Below are 23,140 nucleotides of genomic sequence, written 5' to 3'. Positions count from 1 at the left end.
GACGATGAGCGACACCATGGTCCACGCCGACCACACCCACGGGTACATCACCGACAAGGACAAGTACCTCAACCGCCTCAAGCGCATCGAGGGGCAGGCCCGCGGCATCCACAAGATGGTCGAGGACGAGAAGTACTGCATCGACATCCTGACGCAGATCAGCGCGCTCACGAGCGCCCTCGAGGCCGTCGCGGTGGGACTGCTCGACGATCACCTGCGTCACTGCGTCGTCGATGCGGCGCGACTCGGCGGCGCCGAGGCGGACGCGAAGATCAGCGAAGCCACGCAGGCGATCGCCCGTCTGGTGCGCTGAGCCCGCGTCGCCCCCCTCGCGTCTGCGCGGCCGGTGATCAGCCGGACGTGCGCGCGCGGCGAGCGTGGACGACGGAGTCCACGGTCAGGACGATCAGCGCGATCCACACGAGACCGAACCCGATCCAGCGTTCGAGCGGCATCGGCTCCCCCAGGTAGAGCCAGCCGACGAGGAACTGGAGCACCGGCGCCACGAACTGCAGCAGTCCGATCGTCGTGAGCGACACCCGCCGGGCGCCGGCCGCGAAGAGCAGCAGCGGCACCGCCGTGACGACTCCCGTGAGGCTCAGCAGAACGGCGTGGGGCCAGCCATACGCCCCCATCGTGAGACCCTGCGTCGCGGCGACGACGATGAGCACCGTCACCGCGATCGGCGTGAGCCACAGCGTCTCGAGCGTGAGCCCGCTCACCGCGTCGACGGACGGCCCGACCTTCTTCTTGACCAGCCCGTACACGCCGAAGCTCGCCGCGAGGGTCAGAGCGATCCACGGGAAGGTGCCGTAGCCGATCACGATCACGAGCACCGCGGCCGCCGCGATGCCGATGGCGACCCACTGGGTGGGGCGCAGCCGCTCGCGCAGCACCAGCACCGCCAGGAGCACCGTGGCGATCGGGTTGATGAAGTAGCCGAGGCTCGGCTCGATCACGTGGCCGGTCAGCGCGCCGTAGATGAAGACCTGCCAGTTGATGTAGATCAGGATGCCGGCGATGACGGTGAGCCCGACCACCCGGGGCTGACGCAGAACGGCCACGAGCCGAGGCCAGGCCCGCATGACGGTCAGCAGCAGGGCGCAGAAGGCGAGCGACAGCAGAATGCGCCACGCCACCAGCTCCCACGGGCCGGTCGGCGCGAGCAGCAGGAAGTAGAGCGGAAGGAAGCCCCACAGCAGATAGGCGCCGAAGGCGAAGAAGCCGCCGAGCGTCCGCTCCCGCGCCTCCGCGGCGGCGTTGCGAGCGCGGATCGTGCCCGTCGTCACGCCGAGGTCGAGGGCGGTCGAGTCGTCCAGGGCGTTCACCCCGCCCGGAGACGGCGGGACCTCTTCGCGACTCACCCGCCCAGCCTAGGCCGAGACGGACGAGAGGGCCGGATGCCGAGGCATCCGACCCTCTCGGGACGCTGTGCGCGTGATCAGCGGACGACGACCGCCAGGACGTCGCGCGCCGACAGGACGAGGAACTCGTCGGCGCCGAACTTGACCTCGGTGCCGCCGTACTTGCTGTAGAGCACGCGGTCGCCGACGGCCACGTCGAGCGGCACGCGGTTGCCGTTGTCGTCGATGCGGCCGGGGCCGACGGCGACGACTTCGCCCTCCTGGGGCTTCTCCTTGGCGGTGTCGGGGATGACGAGGCCACTCGCGGTGGTCTGCTCGGCCTCGACCTGCTTGATGACGATGCGGTCCTCGAGCGGCTTGATGGAAACCGACACGGTCTACCTCTTCTTTCCTTGAGACTGAAGACTCGTTAGCACTCTGGTACGGAGAGTGCTGATGACGATTCTAGGCATGCGCTGGCACTCATGCAACGTGAGTGCCAACCGCGTGACGTCGTGCGACGCGGCACCCCCGGTGGCGGCACCGGCACGTAGGCTGTCCCGGTGGAGATGGCCGAGCTGACCGCACTGCTGACCCCGGACGGACTGCGGCTGCTCGACGGGCTGCCTCCCGTCGAATCCGCCGACGACGTCGCGCGGACCGTCTCACGGCTCCGCAGGGAGGGCCACTCCCCCGACCTCGTGTCGGCGGTGGTCACGCAGTCGCGGCTGCGCGCCCGCGCCGGGGCGAAGTTCGGTCCGTTCGCCGAGCGGATGCTGTTCACCCGTGCCGGACTCGAGCAGGCGACGCGCCTGGGCATCGCCGCCCGGCACGCCGTGCGGTTCCGCGACGCCGGGTTCGAGCGGGTGGCCGACCTCGGGTGCGGGATCGGCGGGGACTCGCTGGGCCTGACCGCGCTCGGGATCCGGGTGACCGCCGTCGAGGCCGACGAGGTGACGGCGGCGATCGCGGCCTACAACCTCGCGCCGTTCGGCGACTCCGCAACGGTGCGCCACGGCACCGCCGAGACTACGGATCTGACGCACGTCGACGCCGTGTGGCTGGACCCGGCTCGCCGCACCGCTGGGCACACCGAGACCGCCCGCACGCGTCCCGAGGACTGGTCTCCGCCGCTGGACTGGACGCTCGAACTCGCCGGCCGCATGCCCGCCGGGATCAAGCTCGGGCCGGGCCTGGACCGCGCTCTGATCCCCGACGACCTCGAGGCGCAGTGGATCAGCGCCGACGGGTCCACCGTCGAGCTCGTGCTGTGGTCGGGACCACTCGCGCGCGAGGGCGTCCGGCGCGCGGCGCTCGTCATCCGGGGTGATGACGCGCACGAGCTGACGTCGGCCGCGGACAGCCCCGACGAGCCGGTCCGTGAACTGGGGGCGTTCCTGCACGAGCCCGACGGAGCCGTCATCCGCGCCCGGCTGATCGGCGAGGTCGCGCGTTCCCTCGACGCGGGCATGCTGGACGAGCATGTCGCCTACATGACCTCGGATGCCGCGGTCACGAGCCCGTTCGTGACATCCTTCCGCGTGCGCGAGGCGATGCCCGCGAAGATCCCCGCCATCAACAGCGCGCTGCGCGAGGCCGGCATCGGGCGCCTCGAGATCAAGAAGCGAGGCGTGGATGTCGATCCCGCCCAGTTCCGGCGCAAGCTCCGACTCGGCGGCGACGCCGAGGCGACGCTCGTGCTCACGCGGGTCGGGACACGGCGGATCGCCGTGCTCGCCGACCGGGTCAGCCGGTCGTGATACGGCCCGCGGCGTAGAGCAGCCATCCGGCGCTGTAGAGGACGGAGACCGTCCCCACCACCAGCGCCCACACGGCGACCGCTCGGCTCTCGAGCGGACGTCGCAGCGCGAGGATCGCCGAGCCGACTCCGACGAGGCCGATCGGGAATCCCCAGCCGACGAACAGCGACACCAGCAGTCCGGCGATCGAGAATGCGAGCGCCCACCCGGCCAGGCCGCGGTGCGGCGGCTCGGGCGCGGGCATGACCCACTGGGCCGAGACCAGCGGCACGTCCTCATCGGTGCCGGGCTCGGCCGGAGCGGTCTCGCGCGTGATCGCCACGGGCGCCGTCGGCAGGCGCAGGTACCCGCCGCGATGGACGCCGGGGAGCGCGGATACCTCATCCGCCGCCACCACGTCGGGCGACGGCGGCTCGATCCCGGGCCCGGGCGACTCGGGGGGATGCGGCATCCGCTCGTCGCTCACGGGGCCTCCTCGGCGACCTGGATCTCGGTGACCGGGAGCGTGGAGTCCGCGCCGAAGCGCAGGGTCGACGGGCGGCGCCCCGACATCACGAGCTCGGCGGCGAGCGCCGCGATCATGGCGCCGTTGTCGGTGCACAGCGACAGCGGAGGGATGCGGACGGTGACGCCTTCGGCGGCGGCGCGCTCCAGCGCGACGTCACGGAGACGCCGGTTCGCGATCACGCCGCCGCCGAGGAGCAGTCGCGGGACGCCGTGATCACGGCACGCGGCGAGCGCCTTCGTGACGAGCACGTCGACGACCGCCTCGCGGAATCCGGCCGCCACGTCCGCCACGGGCACTGGTTCGCCGGCGGCCTCGCGCTGCTCGATCCAGCGTGCGACGGCGGTCTTGAGGCCCGAGAACGAGAAGTCGTAGCGATGATCGGCCATGTCGCTCGCGCGGGACAGGCCGCGCGGGAAGCGGATCGCCCCGGGATCGCCCGCGGCCGCGGCGCGATCGATCTCGGGGCCGCCCGGGTACGGGAGCCCGAGCAGGCGCGCGACCTTGTCGAAGGCCTCGCCGGCCGCGTCGTCCATCGTCTCGCCGAGAAGCTCGACATCGCTCGTCAGGTCGCGCACGAGCAGCAGCGAGGTGTGCCCGCCCGACACCAGGAGGGCGACGGTGGGGTACTCGAGGGGCGGGGCATCGGCATCCAGGATGTCGGCCGCGATGTGCCCGACGAGGTGGTTGACGGCGTACAGCGGCCGGTCCAGCGACACGGCGAGCGACTTGGCCGCCCCCACGCCGACCATGAGCGCGCCCGCGAGTCCGGGACCCGACGTGACGGCGACGGCATCGAGGTCGGAGAGCGCGACGCCCGACTCCGCCAGGGCGGCGCGGATCGCCGGCTCGAGCGCCTCGAGGTGCGCGCGGGCGGCGACCTCGGGCACCACCCCGCCGTAGCGGGCGTGCTCGTCCATCGAGCTGGCGATGGTGTTGGACAGGAGGGTGCGGCCGCGCACGATGCCGATGCCGGTCTCGTCGCAGCTCGTCTCGATGCCGAGGATCAGCGGCTCGGCCCGGTTCACGTGCACACCCCGGCATCCTCGGCGGACGGCGTCTGCGCGGCCGACCAGCCGCGCAGGTCCAGCTTCATCACGACGGCGTCGACGTCGTCGGGCTGGTAGTAGCGCGGTCGGCGCCCCACCTCGTGGAACCCCTCCGAGGCATACAGCGACTGCGCGACGGGGTTGTCGGCGCGGACCTCGAGGAAGACCTCGTTCACCCCGCGCCGAGCGGCCTCGGTCAGCAGCGCCCGCAGGAGCGCACGTCCGCGACCGCGACCGCGGGAGGCCTCGGCGATCGCGATCGTCTGGACGTCGGCATCCTTCGCCCCACGCGCCGCCCGCAGACCGGCGTAGCCGGCGACGCGGCCGGCCACCTCGTCGACGATGTACCAGCCGTGCGGCGAGGCCAGCTCTTCGCGCATCATCGCGTCCGACCACGCGTCGGTGGGGAACGACGCGCGCTCGAGCGCCATGATCGCGTCGAGGTCGGCGGGCACCGCGGCGCGCACCGTCATGTCCCCACCCGCTTCGGACCGGCAGACGGCGTGACGTCGGGCGACCGCAGGTACAGGGCGTCGGCCGGACCGATCGCGCGTCCCGCGGCGAGTGCTCGCGCGGCGCACACTCCGAGCAGTCCGGCGGGGATGCGGTCGGCGTCGCGCCGGAGGGCGCCGTGGGCGACGAGGACGTCGTCGAGCGCGTCGCGGGGTGCGAGCTCGGGCGCGCGGAGGCGACGCGGAAGACCGTCGTCGTCGAGCCCGCGATAGATCGTGTAGGCGAACTCGCGCCGGCGCGCGTCGGTGACGACGGCGAAGGCGGAGTCCTCGCTCGCGTCGACGCCCCCCGTGAGCGCGTCGTGCAGCAGCAGCTCGAGGGCCACCGCATCGTGGCTCACCACCGGCACGACAGGTACCCCGCGTCCGAGCGCGAAGGTGCGGGCGGCCGCGATGCCGACGCGCAGCCCGGTGAACGGGCCCGGGCCCATGCCGGCGGCGACCCGCGTGATGTCCTGCGGGCGGACGGATGCCTCGGCGAGCGCCTGCTCGAGGAGCGAGCCGATGACCTCGGCGTGGCCGCGCGGGTCCGCGCTCTCGACCTGCGAGCGCACGACGCCGTCCGGCTCGACGACCGCGACCGTCGATCCGACCGACGTGTCGATGCCGAGGATCACGCCTTCCAGGGTAGTCGGCGCCGTCCGGTGCCCGGTCCGGCTGCGACGCGGCGCGGCTCCGTCAGGGCCGCCGCGAGATCGTGACGATGCGCGGCGAGTCGGCGTCGAGCGCCTCCGTGATCCGCGGCGACGTGCCGCACGCGGTGTCGATGCCGCGGCCGTGCCACTCCCTGTCGAGCTCGATCTCCCACCAGTGCTCGCGGAGTCCGTCCACCATGCCGCGGCCCCACTCCACGATCACCACGGACGAGTCGACGTCGATGTCGAGGTCGTCGAGTTCGGCGGGCGAGCCGAGCCGGTACGCGTCGACGTGGACGAGCGGCGCTCCCCCGACCAGGGACGGGTGCGTGCGGGCGAGCACGAAGGTCGGGCTCTGCACCGGGCCCCGAACGCCGAGCCCGGTCGCGATGCCCCGCGTGAGGGTCGTCTTGCCGGCGCCGAGGGGACCCGTCAGCACGACGAGGTCGCCGGCGCGCAGCATCCGCCCGATGTCCGCGCCGAGGGCCTCCATGTCGGCGGGCGACGCGACCTCGCGGGCTCCTGTCAGTGATTCGAGGGTCTGCTCCACATCGGAGGGAACGCGCCGGAGGTCTCCGGCCTTCCCGGTCACGCCGACACCTGCCGCCGCGGGACCCGGGGGCCGATGCGCGTCACGATCTCGTAGTTGATCGTGCCCGCCGCCGCAGCCCACTCGTCGGCGGCCGGGACACCCAGGGTCGGGTCGCCGAAGAGAATCACCTCGTCACCGACGGCCACCGGGTCGTCGCCGACGTCCACGACGAACTGATCCATCGCGATGCGGCCTGCGACCGCGTAGCGACGACCGCCGATCGTCACGGGGCCGGCGCCGGACGCCTGCCTCGGCACACCGTCGGCGTACCCCGCGGGGACGAGCGCGAGCGTCGTCTCTGCCTCTGTGCGATACGCGTAGCCGTAGGAGACGCCCGTGCCCGCGGGGACGCGCCGGACGGCGGCGACGGCCGCTCGCAGGGTCATCGCCGGACGCAGGCCGAGCTCGGCGGCCGAGCGGTCCTCGAACGGCGAGAGGCCGTAGATGCCGAGGCCGATGCGCACGCAGCCGAGCCGCGACTCGGGAAGCGCGATCGCGGCGTGCGACGCGGCGAGATGACGCAGCCGCGGTGCGACGCCGAGCGAGCCGGCCAGTGCCACGCCCTCCTCGAACCGCCGCAGCGCGGCGCGGTCGTCCTCTGCCGACGCGTTGGAGAGGTGGCTGAAGAGCGCCACGACCCGCAGCTTTCCGATGCGCTCGAGCCGCGCCGCCTCGGCGAACACGATCCGCTGGTCTTCCGGCGGGATGCCGTTGCGCGACAGTCCGGTCTCGAGCTTCAGGTGCACGCCGACGGGACGGTCCGCGGATGCCGCGCCCGCCGCCTGCAGCAGCTGATCGAAGCTCGAGATCCCCAGCTCGATGCCGAGCTGGGCGGCCTCGGCGAACGAGGTGCCCGGTGCGTGAAGCCACGCGACGATCGGGGCGTCGATGCCCGCACCGCGGAGAGCGACCGCCTCGGCGACGTCGGACACCCCGAGGCGGGACGCACCGCCGCGCAGCGCGGCCACCGCGGAGCGGACCGCGCCGTGCCCGTAGCCGTCGGCCTTGACCACGGCGATGATCTCGGACTCGGTGAGCCGGCGGAGGTGGCGGACGTTGTCCTCGATCGCGGCGACGTCGACGACCGCCTCGCGGAGCACGCCCGGCGCGAGCCTGCTCACCTCGCAGTCTCCGACTCGGCGATCACGTAGGCCGTGGCGAATCCCGCGTCGTGCGACATCGAGAGGTGCAGCGTCGTGATCCCCCGCTCGACGACCGCGGCGGATGTGGAGCCGGTGAGCGTGAACCACGGGCGACCGGATGCCTCGGGCGTCACCTCGATCTCGGTCCAGTGCACGCCGTCCGAGCCGCCGAGAGCCTTGATGAGCGCCTCTTTCGCGGCGTAGCGCGCCGCGAGCGAGCGGGGCTTGAGCTCGCGCTCGGCGGGCGAGAACAGCCGCTCGAGCAGGCGCGGCGTGCGCTCCAGCGTGCGCTCGAAGCGAGCGATGTCGACCAGGTCGACGCCGATCCCGACGATCACGAAAGTCTCCCGTCACGCCGCGGTCGCGGCATCCGCCACCCTACCGTCGCGCCGCGGTCACCCGAACGCGCTCACTCGACCGTGACGGACTTCGCGAGGTTGCGCGGCTGGTCGACGTCCAGGCCCTTCGCCGTGGCCAGCCCCATCGCGAAGATGTGCAGCGGCACGACGGCCAGCAGCGGCTCGAAGAACGGACCCGCGAGAGGGATGCGGAGGACTTCGTCGGCCTTGGGCAGCACGGCGGCGTCGCCCTCTTCGGCGACGGCGATGACGCGCGCGCCGCGGGCGCGGATCTCCTCGATGCTGGAGACGACCTTCTTGTGCATCTCGCCCGACTTGCTCGGCGACGGCACGATGACGAAGACCGGCTGGCCGGGCTCGATGAGGGCGATCGGACCGTGCTTGAGCTCGCCGGCCGCGAAGCCCTCGGCGTGGATGTACGCGAGCTCCTTCAGCTTGAGCGCGCCCTCGAGGGCGATCGGGTAGCCCACGTGACGGCCGAGGAACAGGACCGACCGAGTGTCGGCCATCCAATGCGCGAACTGCTCGATGCGGGGCTGCTCGCGCTCGAGGATCTGCGAGATCTTGGCGGGGATCGCCTCGAGCTCGGCGACGTGCGCCGCGGCGTCGGCGGCGGACACCGTGCCGCGCACGCGCCCGACGTGGAGGGCCATCAGGTAGAGCGCCGTCACCTGGGCCACGAAGGCCTTCGTCGACGCCACAGCGACCTCCGGGCCGGCGTGGGTGTAGACGATCGCGTCCGACTCGCGCGGAATCGTCGCACCCTGGGTGTTGCAGATCGAGAGCGTGCGTGCGCCGTGCTCGCGGGCGTACTTCACGGCCATCAGTGTGTCCATGGTCTCGCCCGACTGGCTGATCGACACGACCAGCGTGTCAGGGCCGATCACCGGATCGCGGTAGCGGAACTCGTGCGCGAGCTCGACGTCGACGGGAATGCGCGTCCACTGCTCGATGGCGTACTTGCCGACCTGACCGGCGTAGGCGGCGGTGCCGCACGCGATCACGATGATGCGCGAGATTCCGGCGAAGAGGTCGTCGAGACCGTCCAGCTCGGGGATCACGACCTCGCCGTCGCGGATGCGGCCGCGCAGCGTGTTGGCGACGGCTTCGGGCTCCTCGGAGATCTCCTTGGCCATGAACGAGGACCAGCCGCCCTTGTCGGCGGCCGAGGCATCCCACGTGACCTCGAACGGCTCGACCTCGACCGGGTTCCCGGCGAAGTCGGTCACCGAGACGCCCTCGGGCGTGATGGCCACGATCTGGTCCTGACCGATCGCGAGAGCGTTGCGGGTGTGCTCGACGAAGGCGGCGACGTCCGAGCCGAGGAAGTTCTCCCCCTCGCCCAGCCCGATGACCAGTGGCGAGTTGCGTCGCGCACCCACGACGAGGCCGGGCTGCTCCTCGTGCATCGCGAGCAGCGTGAACGCGCCCTCGAGACGCGAGACGACGTTGCGGAACGCGACGACGAGGTCACCCCCGGTCGCACGGTACTCACGGCCGAGGAGCACGGCGGCGACCTCGGTGTCTGTCTGGCTGCGGAAGGCGTAGCCCTCGGCGAGGAGCTCTTCCTTGAGCTCGGAGAAGTTCTCGATGATCCCGTTGTGGATGACGGCGAGCTTGTCGTCGTCGGCGAGATGCGGGTGGGCGTTGTCGTCGGTCGGACCGCCGTGCGTGGCCCACCGGGTGTGGCCGATGCCGGTGGTTCCGTCGGCCAGCGGCGCGGAGGTCAGGTCGTCGCGCAGGATGCCCAGCTTGCCGGCGCGCTTGCGCATCCCGAGGTCGCCGTCGGCGTCGATGACGGCGATTCCGGCCGAGTCGTAGCCGCGGTACTCGAGGCGGGCGAGCCCGGCGAGGAGGATCGCCTGCGATTGACGAGGGCCGACGTATCCGACGATTCCACACATGCCCCCCATGGTAGGCGGGCGGTTTTGCGAGGAACCTGAACGAAACGGGAGTGCCCGGTCAGTCGCGGATCGGATGCCGCGTCACAGCTTGCGCAGCAGCACCCGCTCGACGGTGTGATCGGCGGATTTGCGAAGGATCAGGCTCGCGCGGTGCCGCGTCGGCAGCACGTTCTCGATGAGGTTGGGCAGGTTGATGTCGTTCCAGTAGCCCATCGCCGTGCGGACCGCCTCCTCGTCGGTGAGATGCGAGAAGACGTTGAAGAACGAGCTCGGGTTCGCGAAGGCGCCCGCCTTGAGCGCCATGAAGCGCTCCACGTACCACCGCGCGATGTGCTCCGGGTCGGCGTCGACGTAGATCGAGAAGTCGAACAGCTCGCTCACCGCGACGTCGTTCGGCGTCGGCGGCGGCTGGAGCACGTTGAGGCCCTCGACGATGACGACATCGGGGCGGCGCACGGTCGTGTGCGCGTCGGGGACGATGTCGTAGCGCATGTGCGAGTAGAAGGGCGCGCGCACCTCGGGTGCACCGCTCTTCACCTCGGTGAGGAAAGACACGAGGGCGCGGCGATCATACGACTCGGGGAAGCCCTTGCGGTCCATGATCCCCCGCCGCTCGAGCTCGGCGTTGGGGTAGAGGAATCCGTCGGTCGTGACGAGCTCGACCCGGGGCGTGTCGGGCCAGCGGCTCATCAGCTCGCGCAGCAGGCGCGCGATCGTCGACTTGCCGACGGCGACCGATCCGGCGACGGCCACGACGAACGGGGTCGTGGAATCCGAGTCGCCGAGGAATGCGCTCGTCTCGGCGCCGAGGTTCTTCGTCGACTTCGCGTACAGCGACAGGAGCCGCGAGAGCGGCAGGTAGACCTGGGCGACCTCGGCGATGTCGAGGCGGTCGCCGAGGCCGCGGATCTGGACGATCTCGGTCTCGGAGAGCGGCTGCGTCAGCCCGGAGGCGAGCCGGGCCCAGTCACGACGGGAGATCTCGCGGTAGAGCGAGTGCGCGGGGGCGACGGCGGTCGCTTCTTCGGCGGACATCGGGCCCATCGTAGTCGCCCGGTGGGACCAAGCCCGGGCCCGCACCCTCGTGGACCTTCAGGGCGCACGCTGAACGGCCCCCGCTCCGCACGGGGAGCGAGGGCCGTCCGAGGACATCCGGGGACTCAGCCGGCCACGTGGTGACCGTGGTCGGGGTGCAGACCTCCCCCACCACCGGCCCACGTGCCTTCGGCACCGGCCGGCTCGGGCAGGTTCAGACCGCCCGGCACCGACCGTCCGGGTACGCCGTTGACGAGCTCGGTGGAGTACGAGTACGCCAGGACGGCGAGGGCGATGGCATCCGTGTTCGTCTCTAGCGCGTCGAGGCTCACGTTGTCGATGTCGTCGCACGCCTGGTGGTAGCACGGGTCGAGCCATTCGCCCGCCGTTCCGCCCCAGATCTCCGCCTGCTCGACCGTCTTCTCGTCCTCGGCTCCCGTGAAGAGACCGCCCGCCGGGATCCCCGCGAGGATGAACGCCTCGTAGTCGCTGCGTCCGCTGAATTCGGCGTCGTCGTACGGGGTATCGATGCTCGTGAAGTAGCGCTCGAAGAGATCCTCGATCTCGACGGAGCCCTCGGGCACGACCACGGGCGCCTCGAACGTCGACTCGTCACCGTCGTACACCATGTAGATGTAGTTCGGAGAGGCGATCATGTCGAAGTTGAGGTAGAGCGCGATGCGATCCCGCTCCTCGTCGCTCAGCCCCTCGACGTACGCGGCAGACCCGAGCAGGCCCTCCTCTTCAGCGCCCCACCACGCGAACCGGACGGTGTTCTGCGGCTTCAGCTTGGTCATGTTCTGAGCGATCTCGATGAGCGCCGCCGAGCCGGAGCCGTTGTCGTTGATCCCCGGTCCCTCCGGTACCGAGTCGAGGTGCGCGCCGGCCATCACCACGTTGTCCGGATTGCGACCGGGCAGCTCGGCGATGACGTTCTTCTGCGGGTTGTTCTCCGTGAACATCGACACGGTCGCAGTCGAACCCGGCTGCGCGAGGGCGGCCCCCGCGTCGAAGGACGTGCCCACGACCGGGACGTCCAGCGCCGTGGGGTTCGCGCCGATGAGCGTGACGTTGGTGAGGACGCCCGAGCGTTCGGGGGTGTTCCCCTGGTTCATGATGATGACGGCCTCGGCCCCGGCATCCTGCGCATTGCGCGCCTTCACGCCGAACTCGCATGTCCCGCGCTGGATCAGTGCGATGTCCTGATCACCGGTGAAGTCGAGACCCGCGAAATCGGATGCCTCGCAGCCGCTGGTGACCGGATCGCGCGGGAGCGCGAGGACGAGGTCGACCGGGATGACGGTGCCGGTGACCTCTCCCTCCGCGGAACCCTCGGAGAAGTACCCGGCCGGGTGCGCGACGTCCTGCGGCGTGAGCTGCTGGATGGTGGGGATCGGCAGGAGGTAGTCGAACTCGTCGATCGTGACGTTCCACCCGGCCGCCTCGAGCGTCTCGGCGACGTACTCGACGCTCTCCTCGTACCCCGACGTGTTGGCGGCGCGGTTTCCGTCGTTCGCGTCGGCGATGTCCTGGAACGCCTCCAGATGGTCCATGGTGCCGTCGGCGCTGACGCACTCGAGCAGCTTGGCGACGGTGTTGTTGTTGCGGTTGTCGCACTTCGCTGCGGGCGCTGCTGTTGCGGCGGACGCCGCACCGAGCGACAGGGCGAGCACGGTCACGCCGGTGGCGGCGAGCGCCAGCGTTCCCCGTGCGGTGTTGCGGGATCGATTCATGTTCTCTCCTTCACAGTTCGCGCTCCTCGTCGAGCACGGTATGCGGGGATGCCGGATGGGCACCCTGGCGCCGAGGCTAGACGCGCCTTCATCGGGCCGGTAGAGCGCGCGGCGACTTCTCATAGGGACCTCATCGAGCCGGACCGGCAACGCACGAGCCCTCACGCCGGTACTGTCGAGCCGTGCGCCTCGGAGTCCTCGACATCGGATCCAACACCGTCCACCTCCTCGTGGCCGACGTCCGCCCGGGCGGTCGCCCGCTGGCCGCGACCAGCCAGCGCACGGTGCTGCGGCTCATGCGGTACCTCGGACCTTCCGGCGAGATCACGGCCGAAGGCGTCACGGCCCTCGTGGACGCGGTGCGCCGCGCCAGGGAGGTCGCGGCATCCGAGAACGTCGACGAGCTGCTCGCCACGGCGACGTCCGCCGTGCGCGAGGCCGCGAACGGGCCCGAGGTGATCGCCCTGATCGAGGAGGCGCTGGGGCAGCCGCTGCAGGTGCTCGGCGGCGAGACCGAGGCGCGCTACACCTTCCTCGCGGTGCGCCGCTGGTTCGGGTGGGCGGCGGGCCAGATCCTCCTCTTCGACATCGGAGGCGGATCGCTCGAGATCGCGGCCGGCGGCGACGAACTGCCGGATGCCGCGGCATCCGTCCCCCTCGGCGCGGGTCGCATGACGGTGCAGTTCCTGCCCGACGACCCGCCGGGAGAGGACGCCGTCGAGGCGCTGCGCGCGCACTCCCGGGCCGTGCTCGCGCCCGTCGCCGGCTCGTTCGGCGCCCTCCCCCGCCCCGAGCACGTGGTCGGCTCGTCGAAGGCGATCCGCTCGCTCGCCAAGCTCGTCGGCTACCCGGTCCCGGGCTGGTCGGGGATCGAGCGGATGCTGCTCCCCCGCGCGGCGCTCGGGTCGTGGATCCCGCGGCTCGCGCGCATCCCCGCGAGCGCGCGACAGGAGTTGCCCGGGATCACGCCGGATCGCACCTTCCAGATCGTGGCCGGCGCGGTTGTACTGCACGAGGCCATGCGCGCGCTCGACGTCGACGAGCTCGAGGTCTCGCCGTGGGCCCTGCGGGAGGGGGTCCTGCTGCGATACATCGAGTCGCTGTCGTGGAGCGCCCCCGAGGCCTGATCCAGGGCGGTGGGCTCGCGCATTCCCCGACGACTCCGCGCGATTGGCTAGGCTCGACCTTCTGGTTCGGATCGCACGGCATCGGGGGGTGGCATGATCGGCGTCCTCTTCGTGTGCACGGGCAACGTGTGCCGCTCTCCCCTGGCAGAGCTCGTGCTCCGCGACCGGCTGGCAGACCTCCCCGTACGTGTCGCGTCGGCCGGGACCCGCACGCGCGACGGCCTGCCGATGACCCGCCAGGCCGCTCGATCCGCCGTCGCACTGGGGGCGGATGCCGCAGCTGCCGCACGACACGCGTCGAGGCGGGTGAGCGCGGACCTGCTGGAGGACTACGACCTGGTGCTCACGATGACGCGCGCGCACCGGAGCGCTGTCGTCGAGCTCGCGCCTTCCCGCACACCCTCCGCTTTCGTCCTGCGGGAGTTCGCGCGCACGGTCGCTGCGATCGAGCCGCCGGCGCCCGGCGACGGGCCCGACAGCGCGGGACGGCTGCGGAGACTCCTGCGCGAGGCCATCGCGCTGCGCGGAACCTCGACCGCACACGCCGCCGACGACGACATCCGCGACCCGTATCGGGGCTCCGCCGAGACGTACGCGCTCGTCGCGGCGCAGATCGCGCCCGCCGTCGACGTCGTCGCCGACATGATCAGGGCGGTTCACGCGGATAGGATGAGCGCCGGAGACGACGGTGCTCCGGCGCATCAAGGTCCGCACGCGAGCGGGGCGCATCCGAGAAGGACATCGTGGAGCTGACCGACTACATCCGTATCCTGCGCAAGAGCTGGCTGCTGATCCTGGCGACCGTGCTCGTGCTCGTCGCGATCGCCGCGGCGTGGTCGCTGACCCGGACGCCCCAGTACGAGGCCGCCTCGAAGGTGTTCGTCTCCGCGCAGGGCGGCACGTCGATAGGCGACCTGCAGCAGGGATCGACGTTCACGCAGTCGCGCCTCGCGGCGTACGTCGAGCTCGTCGAGACGCCCACCGTGCTCGATCCGGTGATCGAGATCCTGGACCTCGACACCACGGCCGCCGAACTCGCCGAGCACGTCACCGCCTCGGCTCCGCCGGACACCCCGATCATCACGATCACCGTGACCGACCCCGACCCGCAGACGGCGGCCGACATCTCCAACGCGATCGCGGCGAGTCTGACGGCGAGCGTCGTCGAGCTCGAGACCCTTCCCACCACCGGCACCAGCCCCGTCAAGCTCACCGCGGTGGCCGACGCGCTTCCCGCCGACGCGCCGGCGACGCCCAATGTGCCGCTCACCCTCGCGCTTGCCGCCGTGCTCGGCCTGGCGCTCGGAATCGGCGTGGGAGTCCTCCGCACCGTCCTCGACAACCGCGTCCGGATGCCACGGCACGTCGCGGAGGTGACCGACCACCCCCTCATCGGCTCGATCCCGTTCGACGCGGACGCCAAGCGACGCCCGATCATCCTGCAGGCCTCTCCCCACGATCCGCGGAGCGAGGCCTTCCGCGCGCTGCGCACCAATCTCCAGTTCCTCGACATGGACGGCGGACACAGCTTCGTCGTCACCTCGAGCGTGTCGAGCGAGGGGAAGACGACGACGGCGGTCAACCTCGCGATCGCGCTGTCCGATGCGGGCAAGCGCGTGGTCCTCATCGATGCGGACCTACGAAAGCCGAAGGTCGCCGAGTACATGCAGATCGAGGGGGCGGCGGGACTGACCGACGTGCTGATCGGCCGCGCGCAGCTCGAGGACGTCCTCCTCCCGTGGGGCCGATTGGGGCTCCGCGTCCTGCCGGCGGGTCCGGTGCCGCCGAACCCCAGCGAGCTCCTCGGCTCCCCGCAGATGCAGCAGCTCATCACGAGACTCGCCGCGGAGACCGACATCATCCTGCTCGACGCGCCTCCCCTGCTCCCGGTCACGGATGCCGCCGTCATCGCCGCGCGGGCCACCGGCGCGATCGTCGTGGTCGCCGCGGGATCGACGACGAAGCATCAGCTCAAGAACGCCATCGGCATCCTCGACGGCGTCGACGCGCGGGTGTCGGGAGTGGTCCTGACGATGCTGCCGACCCGCGGGGCGGACGCTTACGGCTACGGGTACGGCTACGGGTACGGCGAGACCGGGCGGACCGAGGGCGACTCCCGCTCAGTCGCCTGACGGGCTCGCCGTCGGCCCTTCCGGCACATCCTGGAGCGCCTCCGCGACCGCGGTCGCGATGGCCGCATGGCCGGCGTCGTTCGGGTGGATCCCGTCGGGAGAGATCAGCTCGGGACGGCCGGCGAGCGGCTGTCCGATGTCGAGGTAGGTGGCGCCGATCGCTTCGGCGTTGCGCCGGATCGCCTCCTCGAGCGGCACCAGCGCCACCGGCGGGCGGCTGCTGTCCCACAGCGGGGAGATCACGTAGATCGCCGTCGCCGGAAAGGTCTCTCGGAGCTCGAGGAAGAAGCGGTCGACGGCGAGCGCCGCTTCCGCGGGATCGGCGATGAGGTCGTTCCGGCCGCCGGAGACGACGATCACGTCGGGGTCCGCTTCGATCGCGGACGGGATCATCTCCGGATAGGACTCGCAGTAGTCCTGACCGCACGCGACCCGTGCCGCCGCGGCATCCTGATCCGGCCGCTCGATGAACCCGGTGCCGCCGCGTGCGAGGTTGACCGTTCGCCACTCGCGCCCGCGCGCGACGAGGGGCACGAAACCGCCCTGCGTGCTGCCCGCACCGGCGGCGTAGGAGTCTCCGATGAACGCCGCGACCACGGGCTCGACGGCCGGCCGCGCGAAGTCCTCGGCTGTGACCGGCGGGCGGGGCTCCGACGCCACGGGAACCGGACGCGGCAGCAGCGCGGCGGTGGCCAGTGCGACGACGGCGACGGCGGCAGCACCCGTCAGGACGAGCGCGCCGACGGTGCGTGGAGTGGACCTCCCTCGCGCGTGGGCCCAGACGGTCGGAGCCGGCGCCGACGCACCCGCGCTGAGCCGGCGGCGCGGCGGCGAGTCGTCGAGAGGGAGGGCCGCGATCGCGCAGGCCAGGATGACGAGCACGAACACCAGGGTCGATTCGCCCGGCGGCTGGGCGAGCAGAAGCGTGAGGAAGATGACCGCGACCGGGGCCGCTGCGCGGCGCCACTGCGCAGTCACGGCCAGGGGAAGCAGCACCGCGAGCGCGATCAGGAGCGAGTAGGGCCACCCCGTCTCGGCGACCGCCGCCACGAGGTTGACCCCGGGAATCCGCGAGTCGGACTCCTCGCCGAGCGACAGGCTCTGGAGAGCACGCAGCCCATCGAGCGTGGCGGCGTTGCGTTCCGAGAGGGAGGCGGCGTTCTGCGTCGCCTTGGCTTCGAGTCCGACGACCGGCGCCGCCACCGCGAGCCAGACGGCGAGCACGAGCAGCGCGACTCCGGCGACCTGCCGGAGATAGGCCCACACGAGGCCCGCGCCGTTGCGCGGGCGAACGATCAGTTCGACCGCCGCGACGACGACGAACACGCCGAAGCCGGCCGTCGACAGCGTCGCGACGATGCCCACGAGCAGGAACGCGCGCAGCACCACCAGCCGTCGCCCGAAGACGTGCGGCCAGACGAACCACGCGACGGCGGCGTACATCGCCATCCACCCGGGTTCGCGTCCGAGTCCGGTGAACCGGGGGATCTCGATTCCGAAGACCCACTGCGCACCGGAGGTGATGGTGAACGGGGCGTACACGCTCGCTTCGACGTCTGCCGTGATCGGGAACGTGAAGAGGAGGACGGGCGCGCCCACGATCGCCATCACCAGTGTGACGAAGCTCGACACGCTCATGACCGCAATGCCGACGAGGAGCCCGCGCGCGAGCATGCGTGCCCGATCGGCATCCGCAAGCACCAGCGCGAAGGCGCTCACCGCCAGAAGGATCGTGACGGTTCCCGTCAGCGTCGCGGCCAGTCCGATTCCGTTGTAGGGAACACGGAAGATCGCCCACGCCTGGGCCGCAGTCAGCAGCACGATCACGACGATCGCGGCGCGCGCCAAATGCGGACGCGCCCTGCTCTGCACCAGCACCAGGAATGCCGCCACGGCGATGAGGGCGACGCCCCATTCGGTGAAGCGCTCCCCCAGGATGCTCGGACGCAGAAGGGGGAACGCGGCCAGCGCGAGGACCACCGCGGCGATCGACACCGGCGACCGCGAGGCGGTGGGGGTCCCCGATCCCCAGACCATGGCGTCGATCCTATGCGGTCGGCTCCGCCCGACTGCTATCGTGAGCGCGGTGGGGCAGGCCGGGGAGCGACCGTCGGACGACGTGGTCCTGATCGTCGAGCCGAATCCCGACGGACACCGGCTCTACTACGTCTCCCTCCTCGTCCACTGGTGTCGTGCCGGCGGACATGATGTCTCGATCGTGACGACGCCGCGCGCCACAACGAGCCCGGAGTGGACGATCCACCTCGACGGTCAGCTGACCCCCGACGCGGTCGTCGTCCGGTCCGAGCCCTGGTTCACCTTCGAGAACCTCGCCGGGCACGCGCGTTCCGGTGCCGGTCTGACCGTGATCCCCGACGGCGACCGGTTCCTCCCGTCGGTCGCGCTCCGGGGATGGCCCCGCGGCCGGCGCCTCTCCGTTCTCGCGATGCGGCCCGATGCGCAGCCTGGGAGATCCCGCGTCGTGCGCCTCGTGCGCGGTGCCGCGAAGAAGGGGCTCATCGCCGCCGCCGGCGTCCGCCGCGGCGTCCGCGCCTTCGCGCTGCGCAGCCCCCTGTCCACCCGGCGCCCCCTCCTGCGGTGGGTCGCGGACCCGGTCACGCTCCGGTCGGACGACGAGACCGTCGCCGGGCTGCGCCGCCGGCTGGAGGCCGCCGGTGCTGACTATTGGATCGGGGTGTTCGGAGCGATCAGCGCCCGCAAGCACCTGCACGTCATCGCCGAGGCCCTCGCCGAGGTGCCGGGGGTGGGTCTTCTCGTCGCCGGCGAGGTCGACGCGGAAGCGCGAGAGCTCGCGCGCCCCGCGTTCGCGAAGCTCGACGCCGCCGCCCGGCCGCACGTCGAACTCGCGCCCCCGCTCGACGAGGCGACGTTCGACAGCGCGATCTGCGCCGTCGACTGCGTGGTGGTCGCGCACTCCAACGAGGGCTCCAGCGGGGTCGCCGCGAAGGCGGCGGTGGCCGGGCGACGGCTCGTCCTCGCCGGCGCGCGATCCCTGCGTCGCGACGCGGAGTCGCTCGGCGACCAGGCCGCCTGGGTCCCGATCGGGGTGGAGTCGATCGCGTCAGCCGTCGCGCGCGCCGCGACGACGCCGCAGCCCAGTGCCGCGCACGGTGCCGGTCACGAGGACTTCGTGCGGAGCCTGACGTGGTCGTAGCACCCGATGCCCGGCCTCCCCGTCCGGTGGGACTCCAGGCCGTGCTCCTGGCGGGTGCGACGGGCGTTGCCCAAGTGCTCGTCGCCGTCATCTACATCCTCACCGCGCGCAGCACCGATCCGTCCTCGTACGGCGCGATCGTCACCGCGATCGCGATCGGCACCGCCGCGGCAGGTCTCATCGACTTCGGCTCGAACGCCCTGTGGACGCGCGAGGCCGCCAGCGGCAGAGTCTCGTCCACGGACCTCGGCGCGCGGATCTCGGGCAAGCTGCTCGCGGCGGCCGCGCTGGCACTCGTCGCGACCGTCGTCCTCCTTCTCATCGCTCCCGCCTATGCGCCGGCGGGAGCCGTGCTGGTCGCGGTGCTGCTGGGGCAGAGCATGCTCGTGCCCCTGCGCGCGCTGCGGCGCGGTGAGACGGTCGCGCTTCTGCTCCTCGTCGAACGGGTCGCCGCCGTGGCGATCTTCGGCTTGCTCGCCGTCGCGGGTGCTCCTGCCACGGACGCTTTGTGGGTGAGCATCACGATCGGGACGCTGCTGCTCGCCGCCGCGGCGCACCGGCTCACACCCCGCGCGGCGCGCATGCGCTTCTTCGCTGAGCGACCGCGGAACCCCTGGGCGGGGGCCGGCCACTACGGCGTGAGCGCCGTGGCGGCCAGCGCGCAGCAGCTGGATCTGCCCACACTCGCGCTCGTGGCGGGGCCGGCGGCCAGCGGTCTCTACGGCGCGGTGAACCGCTGGACGCAGCCGCTGCAGCTGCTCTCCACGGCGTTCTCCAGTGCGGCGGCGCCGTTCCTCGCGCAGTCCGACGGCTGGGGCCACGCGCGCAGGCTCGTCATGCGCGCTTCGTGGATGCTCTTCCTCGCAGTGGCCGCGTGCGCACTGCTCGCGCTGTGCGCGCCCGTGGTCGTGCCGGTGCTGCTCGGCGAGCAGTACGAGGGCTCCGTCGCCGTGCTGCAGTGGCTCGCGTGGGGGACGATCCCCGCGATCTTCAATCAGCCCATCGCCACGGCCCTGCAATCGCGTCGATACGACCACTTCGTGTCGATCCCGTGGCTGTCGTGCGTCGTGGTGCAGCTCGGTCTCATCGTGCTGCTGGCGCCCACGCTGGGCGCGCTGGGCGCCGCGATCGCCTTCGCCGTGCTCCAGACGCTCCTCCTCTTCGCCCTCGTCGGATGCCTCGTCTACGCGGTGCGCTCCGAGCGGCGTTCCGCGGATCAGGACGCCTGAGGCTCCCGAGCGCGGGAGCGAGAGCGAGCGCACGGCGGGCGGAGCGCCGCCGCGAAGACGCGCGCGAACGCTCCCGGGTCGTGCGCGAGGATCTCGGGCTCCGCGATGGGGCCCTCCCAGGAGCGGGCCGATGCGCGCATGCCGTCCGCGAGGGCATCGCGTTCGGGCGCGACGACGAAAACTCCGCGCATCCCGGAGACGGATGCCGCCACGCCGGCGACGCTGCTCACGACGACGTGCAGCCCTGCGGCCAGGCCCTCGTTCGCCACGAGACCCCAGACATCCTCTCGGGAGGGCATCACCAGCGTGTCGTGCCGAGCCAGGATCTCGGGAAGGTCCGCGTTCTCGACCGGACCGCGGAAGTCCACGTCGGCGCCGATGCCCAGCCGCACCGCGAGCGCGCGCAGGTCGCCCTGCAGGGGGCCGTGTCCGACGATCGTCAGCGTGTCCTCGGGACCGCGGGCCCGGGCGAAGGCGGCGATCGCGAGGTCGACGCCCTTCAGCTCGATGAGTCGCCCGACATACAGGTAGCGATGCCCCGGTGCGCTTTCCGGCTCCCGCGCCGCTGTGGCCCGGCGGTGGATGTCGGCGACGTCGACGGCGTTGAAGCCCACCGAGATGCGACCGGCGTCGACCCCCATGGCGGTCAGGGCGTCCCGGGCCTCGACTCCCGGCACGACCACCGCGTCCAGGGAGCGGAAGTACCACCGTCGCGCCGCAGCGATCGGTCCCCGGCGGTGACGCTGGGTCCGCTGGATCGATTCGTAGAAGCCCACCACCCGGCGGCCGGTGAGACGCGCGACCAGGAGCAGCTGCCAGTACGCCGGTGATTCCCATCCGCCCAGGAGCACAGCATCCTGACGGATCCTCGGCACCCGCGTGAGCGCGTAGAAGCGGGCCTCGCCTCTCGCCACACGCAGCGTCGGAAGGCTCCGGATGCGCACATCCCGCACCCGATCCGACCGCCAGTCCGCTCCCCGGTTGGCGGCGACGTCGGCACTGAGGCGCGCGTCGTCCTCGAGGAGCGCGACCTCGAGGTCGCACAGCTGCGAGAGCTCCCGCCACACCGGCACGCGGTACGGGGCGGCGACGTTCGTCACCCACAGGGCGCGGAAGCGGGATTCGCCGCGCTCTAGATCGGGGTAGAGCTCTAGCAGCCGGTCCGCGACGCCGTCGATCGAGTAGTCGCGCTCCACGAGCTCCCGCCCGCGCTCGCCCATCGCCTGGGCCAGTCCGTCATCGCGGAGCAGCCGTTCGACGGCGTCGACGAGACCTCCCGTCGTGTCGTCGTAGACGATGCCCGCGGATGCGGACTCGACGGCCTCGGCGAGACCGCTGCCGGCGGAGATCACCACCGGGACCCCGCACGCCATCGCCTCCACGGTCGTGAGGCCGAAGGGCTCGTCCGCGGCCGGGAGGACGTAGACCGACGCCGCGGCGATGCGCGCGCGGACGGCGTGGGGCGGCACCGCACCTTCCCACGAGATCGCCGAGGAGCGCGCGGCGGCGATGGCGGACCGCACGCGATCGGCCTCGCCACCATCCGGGCCGACGAGGGTGAACACGACATCGGGATGCCGCTGCTCGAGCTCGCGCGCCATCCGGACGAAGTCGAGCGGGCGCTTGCGGGCGTTCAGGCGCGCGAGGAAGAGCACCTCCCGCCGGGCCGGAGCTCGCCCCGCGTCGCGGCGCTTCGCGTCGCTTCTGCGGTCGCGCGGGACCGTCTCCACGCCGTTCGGGAGCAGACGACTGCGCGCCGCGGGTTCGACCTCCCTGACCTGCGCCGCCTCCTCGGGGTTCAGGCAGAGCACGACATCCGCCATCCTCAACGTCGGACGGATGGCGAGCGCGTCCACCGCCCGGGCGAGGCGCGAAGAGGAGGGGATGATCATCCCGTGGGTCTGGACGACGACGCCGCCGCACCGGCGCCGACGGGCGCAAGCGATCATCGCAGCGAGCACCATGATGAGATCGCGACTGAGGTGCAGGTGGACGATGTCCGCCGAACGTGACGCGCGCCAGAGCCACATCCACAGGCCCGGCGCGACGAGTCGCGAGAACCGGGTGGTCCCTCCCCCGCCCCACACGCGGAACAGGCGGTACGCGACGCCGTCCCGTCGACGTGGCTCGTCTCCGTGGAAGCCCGTCGCCCCGGCGGCGATCGCGACCTGATGCCCGCGGCGGCGGGTCGCCCGTGCGAGCCGCTCGGCGACGTCGACCGGACCGCCGTAGCGGCCGTCGGGGCTCATCAGGGTGACGACGTGGAGGACTCTCATCGGCTCGACGGCGGCGTCTCGACGTCTTGCCCCGCGCGCCGTCGGATGCCCACGACCCCGGGTCGCGCCTCGGGCGGCGCGCCCCAGATGACCGACGGGGGAACGTCACCGCGAACGACGGTGCAGGGTTGGACGACCGCGGATCTGCCGATGTGCGATCCCCCCAGGACGAGGCAGCGCGTCGTCACCCACGCGCCGTCGTCCACCCGGATCGGACGCGTGATGAGGGCCATGTCGCGGTGGACGGCGTGGCTCCCGGTGGTCAGCATTGTCTCCTGCGAGAGGACGACGTCGCTCCCGACGGTGATGCGCGCCTGGTTGTGGAACCACACGCCCTCTCCGATCCACGAGCGATCGCCGATCTCGAGCTTCCACGGGAAGCGCACGCGCGTCCGCGGCCGGAAGACGACGCCGTCGCCGATTCGGGCCCCGAACGCCCTCAGCGCCGCGATCCGCACGCGTGAGCTGATCTGCCACGGGTTGGTGACGAAAAGGAGCTCGACCACGCCCCACGCGTACACGACCCATCGCGGGCGGTCCCACGCCCCGCGTTCCCCGGGCGCCTGCGAGAGATCGATCACGGGATCGGTGTCGTCCATGATCCTCCTCGGACGGATGCACGAGCCGATCCC

22 protein-coding genes are annotated in these 23,140 nt (G+C 71.8%); 7 read left to right on the top strand and 15 right to left on the bottom strand.

Annotated elements, in window-relative coordinates; genetic code table 11:
• Positions 1 to 4: 4 nt before the first annotated feature.
• A complete protein-coding gene (locus ACFQ0P_RS09505) occupies positions 5 to 313 on the top strand; it encodes a metal-sensitive transcriptional regulator (protein ID WP_378772022.1) in 309 nt (102 codons plus the stop codon).
• Between the two features lie 37 nt (positions 314 to 350).
• On the opposite strand, the gene rarD is transcribed toward ACFQ0P_RS09505, so the two are convergent.
• Positions 351 to 1,274: an EamA family transporter RarD gene (rarD, locus tag ACFQ0P_RS09500; protein ID WP_204981333.1), complete on the bottom strand. Its 924-nt coding sequence runs from the start codon at positions 1,272 to 1,274 to the stop codon at positions 351 to 353.
• 167 nt (positions 1,275 to 1,441) lie between these two features.
• The gene (gene groES / locus ACFQ0P_RS09495) at positions 1,442 to 1,738 is read right to left on the bottom strand and encodes a co-chaperone GroES (RefSeq protein WP_017203655.1); all 297 of its coding nucleotides are present in this window, start codon (positions 1,736 to 1,738) and stop codon (positions 1,442 to 1,444) included.
• A gap of 168 nt (positions 1,739 to 1,906) precedes the next feature.
• Between groES and ACFQ0P_RS09490 the strand changes: the two genes are divergently transcribed.
• The gene (locus ACFQ0P_RS09490) at positions 1,907 to 3,103 is read left to right on the top strand and encodes a class I SAM-dependent methyltransferase (RefSeq protein ID WP_204978464.1); all 1,197 of its coding nucleotides are present in this window, start codon (positions 1,907 to 1,909) and stop codon (positions 3,101 to 3,103) included.
• Here the strand turns inward: ACFQ0P_RS09490 and ACFQ0P_RS09485 are convergent.
• The 10 genes from ACFQ0P_RS09485 to ACFQ0P_RS09440 all read right to left on the bottom strand — a co-directional run bounded on the left by ACFQ0P_RS09485 (position 3,090) and on the right by ACFQ0P_RS09440 (position 12,569).
• Positions 3,090 to 3,569, bottom strand: coding sequence for a hypothetical protein (locus tag ACFQ0P_RS09485; protein WP_378772020.1), 480 nt, complete (start codon positions 3,567 to 3,569; stop codon positions 3,090 to 3,092). The two genes, ACFQ0P_RS09490 and ACFQ0P_RS09485, sit on opposite strands and share 14 nt — an antisense overlap.
• Positions 3,566 to 4,636 (bottom strand): tRNA (adenosine(37)-N6)-threonylcarbamoyltransferase complex transferase subunit TsaD, encoded by a 1,071-nt coding sequence (tsaD, locus tag ACFQ0P_RS09480; RefSeq protein WP_204981331.1) that lies wholly within the window; start codon positions 4,634 to 4,636, stop codon positions 3,566 to 3,568. The genes ACFQ0P_RS09485 and tsaD overlap by 4 nt, the downstream gene beginning before the upstream one ends.
• Positions 4,633 to 5,130 (bottom strand): ribosomal protein S18-alanine N-acetyltransferase, encoded by a 498-nt coding sequence (gene rimI, locus ACFQ0P_RS09475; protein WP_204978463.1) that lies wholly within the window; start codon positions 5,128 to 5,130, stop codon positions 4,633 to 4,635. The genes tsaD and rimI overlap by 4 nt, the downstream gene beginning before the upstream one ends.
• The gene (gene tsaB, locus ACFQ0P_RS09470) at positions 5,127 to 5,786 is read right to left on the bottom strand and encodes a tRNA (adenosine(37)-N6)-threonylcarbamoyltransferase complex dimerization subunit type 1 TsaB (RefSeq protein WP_204978462.1); all 660 of its coding nucleotides are present in this window, start codon (positions 5,784 to 5,786) and stop codon (positions 5,127 to 5,129) included. Before tsaB ends, rimI begins: the two co-directional genes overlap by 4 nt.
• A 61-nt stretch (positions 5,787 to 5,847) precedes the next feature.
• Complete coding sequence (gene tsaE, locus ACFQ0P_RS09465; RefSeq protein ID WP_204981330.1) at positions 5,848 to 6,297, bottom strand: tRNA (adenosine(37)-N6)-threonylcarbamoyltransferase complex ATPase subunit type 1 TsaE; 450 nt, start codon at positions 6,295 to 6,297, stop codon at positions 5,848 to 5,850.
• Between the two features lie 95 nt (positions 6,298 to 6,392).
• On the bottom strand, positions 6,393 to 7,517 hold the full coding sequence (gene alr / locus ACFQ0P_RS09460) for an alanine racemase (protein WP_204978461.1): 1,125 nt from the start codon (positions 7,515 to 7,517) through the stop codon (positions 6,393 to 6,395).
• Positions 7,514 to 7,876 carry a holo-ACP synthase gene (locus ACFQ0P_RS09455; RefSeq protein WP_204978460.1) on the bottom strand — a complete coding sequence of 121 codons (363 nt, stop codon included), beginning with the start codon at positions 7,874 to 7,876 and terminating at the stop codon, positions 7,514 to 7,516. Before ACFQ0P_RS09455 ends, alr begins: the two co-directional genes overlap by 4 nt.
• Before the next feature lie 71 nt (positions 7,877 to 7,947).
• Complete coding sequence (gene glmS / locus ACFQ0P_RS09450) at positions 7,948 to 9,801, bottom strand: glutamine--fructose-6-phosphate transaminase (isomerizing) (RefSeq protein ID WP_204978459.1); 1,854 nt, start codon at positions 9,799 to 9,801, stop codon at positions 7,948 to 7,950.
• A gap of 81 nt (positions 9,802 to 9,882) precedes the next feature.
• Positions 9,883 to 10,836, bottom strand: coding sequence for a type I pantothenate kinase (gene coaA / locus ACFQ0P_RS09445; RefSeq protein WP_204978458.1), 954 nt, complete (start codon positions 10,834 to 10,836; stop codon positions 9,883 to 9,885).
• A gap of 125 nt (positions 10,837 to 10,961) precedes the next feature.
• Positions 10,962 to 12,569: a M28 family metallopeptidase gene (locus ACFQ0P_RS09440; protein ID WP_204978457.1), complete on the bottom strand. Its 1,608-nt coding sequence runs from the start codon at positions 12,567 to 12,569 to the stop codon at positions 10,962 to 10,964.
• A 182-nt stretch (positions 12,570 to 12,751) separates the two neighbouring features.
• On the opposite strand from ACFQ0P_RS09440, the gene ACFQ0P_RS09435 reads away from it, so the two are divergent.
• The 3 genes from ACFQ0P_RS09435 to ACFQ0P_RS09425 all read left to right on the top strand — a co-directional run bounded on the left by ACFQ0P_RS09435 (position 12,752) and on the right by ACFQ0P_RS09425 (position 15,828).
• The gene (locus ACFQ0P_RS09435; RefSeq protein WP_204978456.1) at positions 12,752 to 13,696 is read left to right on the top strand and encodes a Ppx/GppA phosphatase family protein; all 945 of its coding nucleotides are present in this window, start codon (positions 12,752 to 12,754) and stop codon (positions 13,694 to 13,696) included.
• A gap of 93 nt (positions 13,697 to 13,789) precedes the next feature.
• Positions 13,790 to 14,449, top strand: coding sequence for an arsenate reductase/protein-tyrosine-phosphatase family protein (locus ACFQ0P_RS09430; protein WP_204978455.1), 660 nt, complete (start codon positions 13,790 to 13,792; stop codon positions 14,447 to 14,449).
• Positions 14,440 to 15,828 carry a polysaccharide biosynthesis tyrosine autokinase gene (locus ACFQ0P_RS09425; RefSeq protein WP_204978454.1) on the top strand — a complete coding sequence of 463 codons (1,389 nt, stop codon included), beginning with the start codon at positions 14,440 to 14,442 and terminating at the stop codon, positions 15,826 to 15,828. The genes ACFQ0P_RS09430 and ACFQ0P_RS09425 overlap by 10 nt, the downstream gene beginning before the upstream one ends.
• On the opposite strand, the gene ACFQ0P_RS09420 is transcribed toward ACFQ0P_RS09425, so the two are convergent.
• Entirely contained in the window at positions 15,817 to 17,865 is a 2,049-nt protein-coding gene (locus ACFQ0P_RS09420) for an SGNH/GDSL hydrolase family protein (protein WP_204978453.1), read from the bottom strand. The genes ACFQ0P_RS09425 and ACFQ0P_RS09420 overlap by 12 nt on opposite strands.
• A gap of 40 nt (positions 17,866 to 17,905) precedes the next feature.
• On the opposite strand from ACFQ0P_RS09420, the gene ACFQ0P_RS09415 reads away from it, so the two are divergent.
• On the top strand, positions 17,906 to 19,003 hold the full coding sequence (locus tag ACFQ0P_RS09415; RefSeq protein ID WP_204978452.1) for a hypothetical protein: 1,098 nt from the start codon (positions 17,906 to 17,908) through the stop codon (positions 19,001 to 19,003).
• Positions 18,994 to 20,232: a lipopolysaccharide biosynthesis protein gene (locus tag ACFQ0P_RS09410; RefSeq protein ID WP_204978451.1), complete on the top strand. Its 1,239-nt coding sequence runs from the start codon at positions 18,994 to 18,996 to the stop codon at positions 20,230 to 20,232. The genes ACFQ0P_RS09415 and ACFQ0P_RS09410 overlap by 10 nt, the downstream gene beginning before the upstream one ends.
• On the opposite strand, the gene ACFQ0P_RS09405 is transcribed toward ACFQ0P_RS09410, so the two are convergent.
• Together ACFQ0P_RS09405 and ACFQ0P_RS09400 are read right to left on the bottom strand one after the other, a co-directional pair.
• On the bottom strand, positions 20,220 to 22,508 hold the full coding sequence (locus tag ACFQ0P_RS09405; protein WP_204978450.1) for a glycosyltransferase: 2,289 nt from the start codon (positions 22,506 to 22,508) through the stop codon (positions 20,220 to 20,222). The genes ACFQ0P_RS09410 and ACFQ0P_RS09405 overlap by 13 nt on opposite strands.
• On the bottom strand, positions 22,505 to 23,107 hold the full coding sequence (locus tag ACFQ0P_RS09400) for an acetyltransferase (RefSeq protein WP_378772011.1): 603 nt from the start codon (positions 23,105 to 23,107) through the stop codon (positions 22,505 to 22,507). The genes ACFQ0P_RS09405 and ACFQ0P_RS09400 overlap by 4 nt, the downstream gene beginning before the upstream one ends.
• Positions 23,108 to 23,140 lie beyond the last annotated feature (33 nt).

It is taken from the genome of Microbacterium insulae (genome assembly GCF_042677065.1).
In the GTDB taxonomy this organism is placed as follows: domain Bacteria; phylum Actinomycetota; class Actinomycetes; order Actinomycetales; family Microbacteriaceae; genus Microbacterium; species Microbacterium insulae.
Note: the sequence above shows the minus strand (reverse complement) of the source record. Positions and strands in the feature narration are given on the sequence as shown.